Source organism: Marinimicrobium sp. UBA4509 (assembly GCF_002388575.1).
Taxonomy (GTDB): Bacteria; Pseudomonadota; Gammaproteobacteria; order Pseudomonadales; family Cellvibrionaceae; genus Marinimicrobium; species Marinimicrobium koreense.
The window spans coordinates 135,304-141,001 of record NZ_DGMV01000032.1 but is presented as its reverse complement, the minus strand read 5'-3'; the positions used below and the strand labels follow the sequence as shown (position 1 = coordinate 141,001).

4 protein-coding genes are annotated in these 5,698 nt (G+C 60.5%); 3 read left to right on the top strand and 1 reads right to left on the bottom strand.

Annotated elements, in window-relative coordinates; all coding sequences use genetic code 11:
• The first annotated feature begins 188 nt into the window (after positions 1-188).
• A complete protein-coding gene (gene parE, locus B3520_RS04665; RefSeq protein ID WP_024461272.1) occupies positions 189-2,078 on the top strand; it encodes a DNA topoisomerase IV subunit B in 1,890 nt (629 codons plus the stop codon).
• A 109-nt stretch (positions 2,079-2,187) separates the two neighbouring features.
• On the opposite strand, the gene lpxL is transcribed toward parE, so the two are convergent.
• A complete protein-coding gene (gene lpxL, locus B3520_RS04660; protein ID WP_286804393.1) occupies positions 2,188-3,108 on the bottom strand; it encodes an LpxL/LpxP family Kdo(2)-lipid IV(A) lauroyl/palmitoleoyl acyltransferase in 921 nt (306 codons plus the stop codon).
• 127 nt (positions 3,109-3,235) lie between these two features.
• Here lpxL and B3520_RS04655 point away from each other — a divergent pair, with 127 nt between their 5' ends.
• Positions 3,236-3,850 (top strand): biliverdin-producing heme oxygenase, encoded by a 615-nt coding sequence (locus B3520_RS04655; RefSeq protein ID WP_286804392.1) that lies wholly within the window; start codon positions 3,236-3,238, stop codon positions 3,848-3,850.
• Entirely contained in the window at positions 3,840-5,696 is a 1,857-nt protein-coding gene (locus B3520_RS04650; RefSeq protein ID WP_286875503.1) for a sensor domain-containing diguanylate cyclase, read from the top strand. The genes B3520_RS04655 and B3520_RS04650 overlap by 11 nt, the downstream gene beginning before the upstream one ends.
• Positions 5,697-5,698: the final 2 nt, after the last annotated feature.

The following is a 5,698-nucleotide window of genomic DNA, read 5'->3' as shown; positions in this document are numbered from 1 at the left end:
TGAATGGGTAGCGGCGGATGCGCCTTCGGCTTATCCGCCCTACGGCCGAGCGCAGCGGTATAAATGCGCGTAGGGCGGATAAGCGCAGCGCATCCGCCGTTACCGCACGCGACGTTTTCAAAACCGCGACCCAAGGCGGTACAACCCGAATCCAACAACAAGACCGATTACAGAGTTAATAATCCGATATGGCGAACTACTCCTCGGAAGATATTGAAGTACTCACCGGGCTAGACCCCGTCAAAAAGCGCCCGGGCATGTACACCGACACCACCCGGCCCAACCACCTGGCCCAGGAAGTGATCGACAATAGCGTCGACGAAGCCCTCGCCGGCCACGCGAAAAGCATTCAGGTGGTGTTGCATAAAGATCATTCGATTTCCATCTCGGACGACGGTCGGGGCATGCCGGTGGATATGCACCCCGAGCAGGGTAAACCCGGGGTGGAAGTGATTTTGAGCACCCTTCACGCCGGGGGCAAATTCTCCAACAAGAACTACCAGTTCTCCGGCGGCCTGCACGGGGTGGGGGTGTCGGTGGTGAACGCGCTTTCCCAGATGCTGGAAATCACCATCAAGCGCGATGGTCAGGTGCATCGCATGGGCTTCAAGGATGGCGACAAAGCCACCGATCTGGAAGTGATCGATACCTGCGGCAAACGCAACACCGGCACCAGTATCCGCTTTCTGCCCAACCCGAAATACTTCGACTCGCACAAATTTTCGGTCAGCCGCCTGCGCCACAACCTGCGCGCCAAGGCCGTGCTCTGCCCGGGGCTGACGGTCACCTTCAAAGACGAGCAGTCCGGCGAAACCGATGAGTGGTTTTACGAGGACGGTCTGCGGGACTACCTGCAGGGCGCAACCCAGGGCTGGGAAACCCTGCCCGAACAGCCCTTTGTCGGCGAGTTCTCCGGTAAAACCGAGGGCGTCAGCTGGGCGGTCCAGTGGCTGCCGGAAGGGGGCGAACTGGTTCAGGAAAGTTACGTGAACCTGATTCCCACCGCCCAGGGCGGCACCCATGTGAACGGTCTGCGCACCGGTCTACTCGATGCGTTGCGCGATTACTGCGAGTTTCGCAACCTGCTGCCCCGCGGCGTGAAGCTGGCCCCGGAGGATGTCTGGGCCAACTGCAGCTACGTGCTCTCCTCCAAATTGGCCGACCCGCAGTTCTCCGGTCAGACCAAAGAGCGATTGTCGTCCCGCGAGGCGGCGGCGTTTGTCTCCGGCATTGCCAAAGACGCCTTCGCCCTGTGGCTCAATCAGCACACTGAAGATGGTGACAAACTGGCCGAGCTGTGCGTCAACAATGCCCAGCGCCGAGTGCGTTCAAGCAAGAAAGTCGCCCGCAAAAAAGTGACCCAGGGGCCAGCCCTGCCGGGTAAACTGGCGGACTGCTCCAGCTCGGATCCCTCACGCAGCGAGCTGTTTCTGGTGGAGGGTGATTCCGCCGGCGGCTCGGCAAAGCAGGCCCGGGATCGGGAATTTCAGGCGATCATGCCGCTGCGCGGGAAAATTCTGAACACCTGGGAAGTCGATGCCGGGGATATTTTCTCCAACCAGGAAGTACACGATATTTCCGTGGCTCTGGGGGTCGACCCCGGCGCGGCGGATCTGAGCCAGCTGCGCTACCACAAAATATGCATTCTCGCCGACGCCGACTCCGACGGCCTGCATATTGCGACGCTGCTGTGTGCGCTGTTTGTCCAGCACTTCCGCCCGCTGGTGGAAAACGGCCATGTGTTTGTCGCCATGCCGCCGCTGTACCGTATCGATGTGGGCAAGGAGGTGTACTACGCGCTGGATGAGAGTGAAAAGAACGGCGTCCTCGACCGCATTGAGGCGGAAAAGAAAAAGGGTAAGGTGAACGTGCAGCGCTTCAAGGGCCTCGGTGAAATGAACCCCCTGCAATTACGCGAAACCACGATGGCCCGCGATACCCGGCGGCTGGTTCAGTTGGGTATCGACGATATCGAAGGCACGATGCAGATCATGGACATGCTGCTCGGCAAAAAACGCGCCTCGGATCGCCGCGTCTGGCTGGAAAGCAAAGGCAACCTGGCCGATATCGCGGTTTGAGGTGGCCAGGGTGTCGGATTACGCTTCGCTAATCCGACCTACCCACCCCAACCATTCGTAGGTCGGATTAGCGAAGCGTAATCCGACATAGTGCCTAGTAACATAGTGCCTAGTAAAGAGACGGTTCCCCTTCCGGGCGGGTTTTGAAACGCCGGTGTACCCACATGTATTGCTCCGGGCAGGCACGTACTCTCTCTTCGATAAACTCATTGATCCGCCGGGCATCCGCCGTCTCATCGCCTGAGGGTAACTCCGTCAGCGGCGGGTACACCTTCACGTCATACCCCGAACCGTCCGCCCGGCGGTGATGGGTGAAAGGAATCAGTTGCGCCCGGCCCATGCGTAGCAACTGCGAGGTGGCGGTAATTGTTGCCGCCGGTACACCAAAAAATGGTACAAACACGTGCGGGCGACGGTCGCCGTAATCCTGATCGGGGGCGTACCATACCGCCCGGCCCTGGCGCAGTCGGCGTACCATATGCCGCATATCTTCCCGCGCAATGGCAATTCCGCCTTGGCTGAAGCGCTCCCGACCGTGGCGCTGGATCAGATCGTACACCGGGTTATTGTGGGGCCGGTACAGACCGTCAATGGAATGGTTCAAACACACCAGTTTGGCTCCCAGGTCCAGGTGGGTGAAGTGCATCGCCATAAACACTACCCCCTGGCCCGAGGCCTGGGCAGCTTGCAAGTGTTCCAGCCCTTCCACGCTGTGGCATAAAGACATCAAACGTCGACGTGGCCAGAACCAGGCGATACCGGTTTCGAGCAGTGCTATCGCTGTGGACTCAATGTTGCGTCGGGCCAAGTTGGTCCGTTCCGGCTCAGCCATGTCCGGAAAACACAGTGAAAGGTTGCGCAACGCGGTACGCCGCCGACCTTTGGCCAAGCGCCAGACGAGTTTCCCTAGCCCTCTTCCCATGGCCATCTGCACCCGGTAGGGCAACTGGGCAATCAGCCACCACAGGCCAAAGCCGACCCAGGTCAGCCAGTAGCGAGGGTGAAACAGTTGGCGGGAGACACGCGGCATTTCGATAAATCCTCAGACACACAGAAAAGGCGCTATTCTACCGTGTATGATGGCGCGGGGGGTGCCTGTGAACTATGTTAATATAGACGCCACATTTGAAGTTTTACCGGGAGTAAGAGGACGGCCCTTGTCCCATCATCAGTCATTGCGAGAGGCGCTGCGCGCGGCCACTCGTGCGGAGCATAAGGCACTCGAGGCCCAACCGCTCATGCAGCGACTGCTCTCCCCGGAACTCACCCTCATCGAATACGGTCAGATCCTGCGGGCTCAGCGGGCATACTACCGTGCCCTGGAACCGGCGCTAATGCCCCTCGAGCAGCAACTTCGAGAGCGTTTTCCCGAGGTGGGCTATCGTTACCAGTCTCGCCTGGCGTCACTGGATCAGGACTGCCGCGTGCTGCAATTGCCGGATGATCACGATATCCGCACGGGCGCGAGTTGGCGGCCTCCGCTAGACTCTACGGAGGAGGCGCTCGGCGTGCTGTATGTGCTGGAAGGTGCCAGCCAAGGGGGGCGGGTCATCGCCAGGGCATTGAACCGATCCCTGGGCCTGGAGAGCAGTAATGGCGCCGACTTTTTTCATTACCATGTTACCCAGGACGGATGGACCCGCCTTTGCCTCTGGCTGGAATCCATTCCTTTGGATGCGACATGGCATTGCGCGCTGACCGGCGCCAAGGCAACCTTTACCGGGCTGAAGGCCCATTTCGATCATTGGCAGAGGCAACTGAGTGACCGCTGAAACCCCGAAGTGTTTTGCGGACGAGCTTCAGGCAGCGCAGGAAGAGTGCGCGCGCGAGCCCATCCATATTCCCGGCGCCGTGCAGAGCTTCGGAGTGCTGCTGAGCTTTGATTCGTCAATTCGGCGGGTCTGGCAGGTTAGCGCCAATGTTCGCCAGCACCTGGGGTTGACGGTGAACGAGTGCCTCGGGGCCAGTGCCGCAGGCATTCTGGGCAGCAGCCTGCTGGGCAGGATCCGGCGCGGGCTGGCCAATTCCGATCGTCTCCCGGGGGCGATGACCGTCACCCGCAAGTTGGCTGGCATCAGCCGTAAGCTGCACGTGGTCGCCTACCGCAGCGGCGATGCGGTGATCGTGGAGCTTGAACAACTGGAAGGTTCGGCGCGCTATCGCTGGTTGTCCCTGGTCAACGACTGGATTGCCAAGCTGGTGGAAACCCGCACCGAGGATGAGGTCCTCAATCGGCTGTGCGATGCCGTCCGGTCCATTACCGGCTACAACCGCTCGCTGATTTACGCGTTTGATGACGACTGGAATGGCAAGGTGCTTGCCGAGAGCCGCGATGAGGTGCTGTCTTCCCTGATGGGGCAACACTTCCCTGCGTCCGATATCCCGCCTCAGGTTCGCGCCATGTACGGCAATAATCGCATTCGCGTCATTGCCGATGCTCAGGCTGAGGCCGCCCCGCTCGTGCCGGCGATGAATCCGGCCAACGGCAGCCCGCTGGATCTGAGCCAGGGCTATTTGCGGGCGGTATCGCCGATTCACTGCGACTATATGCAGAACATGGGGGTCCGATCGTCTCTGTCGGTTGCCATCTATTCCGATTCCCGGCTCTGGGGCTTGGTCAGCTGTCACAGCCAGACGCCCCTGTCTCTGTCGCCGTCTGCCCGGGACAGCGTTGCCACTCTGGTTGAAGTGGCCAGCCAACGCCTGTTCCTGCTCAAAGCCGAGGCCGACGCCCACTACCGGCAGCAGATCCACGACAATCGGGTTCAGCTCGCCCACGGGGTTCAGGAGCGTCACGCGCCGCGAGATCTGGTGCAGCAGCACGCCGAGCACTGGCGGCAGCTGTTCCGGGTGGAGGGGATTGCGCTGGTGTATCTTGGCGAAATCACCCGCTCCGGCAAGACCCCCGACGAGGATCAGGTGCGCGAGCTGACCAACTGGCTTGACGCTGAGCTCAAAGAGCCGGAGCCCTGGGCCACCACCTCGCTCAGCGCCTCGGGCTACCCCTGTGCTGAGGCGATACAGAGCTGGTGCTGCGGACTGCTGGCCATGCCCCTGCTGATTGACATGGATGCCCGGGGCTGGTTACTGCTGTTTCGTCCAGAGCAGTTTGAAATGATTCCCTGGGCGGGCAAACCCGAGAAGGTCGCCGAGGTGCGCGACGGACGCACGGTTCTGTCGCCGAGAACGTCCTTTGCATCCTGGGTTGAAGAGGTCAGTGGCAAAAGCTCGTCCTGGCACCCGGCCGAGATCAACGCCGCCCGGGATCTGGGCGATGACCTGGCGGTCATTGCCGCCGCCCATGAAATTACCCGGCTGAATGAATACCTGCGGCGCGAACGCAAGGCACTCGCGGAGGCGAATCAGCACCTGGAAAAAGTGGCCAACACCGACTCCCTGACCGGCACCCTGAACCGCTACCGGATTGAGCATCTGGTGCAGATGAGCATGGCCAACGCCGAACGCTATGGCCAGCAGTTCTCCCTGTTGCTGTTTGATCTCGATCATTTCAAGCAGATCAATGATACCTACGGCCACAATGTCGGTGACCGGATCCTGAAAACCCTGGTCAACTCGCTGACCGACGGGCTGCGTGAGGGCGACCAGTTGGGGCGTTGAAA

Coding starts and splice junctions, on each gene's coding strand:
- parE (WP_024461272.1), top strand. CDS start 189: ATGGCGAACTACTCCTCGGAAGATATTGAAGTACTCACCGGGCTAGAC.
- lpxL (WP_286804393.1), bottom strand. CDS start 3,108: ATGCCGCGTGTCTCCCGCCAACTGTTTCACCCTCGCTACTGGCTGACC.